The organism is Streptomyces griseus subsp. griseus, assembly GCF_000720255.1.
In the GTDB taxonomy this organism is placed as follows: Bacteria; Actinomycetota; Actinomycetes; order Streptomycetales; family Streptomycetaceae; genus Streptomyces; species Streptomyces griseus_I.
The window spans coordinates 1-679 of the sequence record NZ_JOJE01000141.1 but is presented as its reverse complement, the minus strand read 5'-3'; the positions used below and the strand labels follow the sequence as shown (position 1 = coordinate 679).

Sequence of the window (679 nt, the reverse complement as noted above, 5' to 3'; positions counted from 1 at the left end):
GCACACGCTGTGTAGCCGACGGCTGTTGTAGAAGTCGGTGATCCAGGTCGCGATCCGGATCCGGGCCGCGGTGCGGGTGGTGAAGGCGTGCCGGTGGACGTACTCGACCTTGAGCACGCTGTTGAACGCCTCGCTGACGGCGTTGTCGAAACAGGAGCCGACCCGGCCCATGGACTGGAAGACGCCCAGCCGGCGGCAGGCCCGGCGGAACCTCCGAGAGCCGTACTCGCTGCCGCGGTCCGTGTGAAAGATGACGCCGCGGACGTCCCCGCCGCGGGTCGCCGCGGCCATGTGCAGAGCGGCGACGACCAGTTCGGCATCGTGACGGGCACCCATCGCATAGCCGAGCAGGCGGCGGGAGAACAGATCGATGACCGTGGCCAGGTACAGCTTGCCCTCACCGGTTTCGATCTCCGTCATGTCCCCGCACCAGACCAGGTCGGGTGCCTCGGCGGTGAAGTCGCGGCGCACGAAGTCCGGGGCGGCCGGCCGTTTGCCCGGCCGGGTCAGCCCCCGCCGTCTGCGCACCTTCCGCGCGACCAGGCCCAGCCCGGCCATGATCTTCGCGATGGTGTTCACCGAGACCCGCCAGCCCTGCCTCACCAGCCTGATCCAGATCTTCGGCGAGCCGTAGGTGCCGCCGGACGTCTCGAACTCTGCCTTCACCGCTTCGATCAGG

The 679-nt window shown here is 68.9% G+C and carries 1 protein-coding gene; it reads right to left on the bottom strand.

All coding sequences use genetic code 11. From position 1 onward, the window contains the following. Window positions 1-679 (bottom strand): IS3 family transposase (locus IG99_RS43500; RefSeq protein ID WP_037684573.1); only part of this gene is annotated, 679 nt, incomplete at both ends.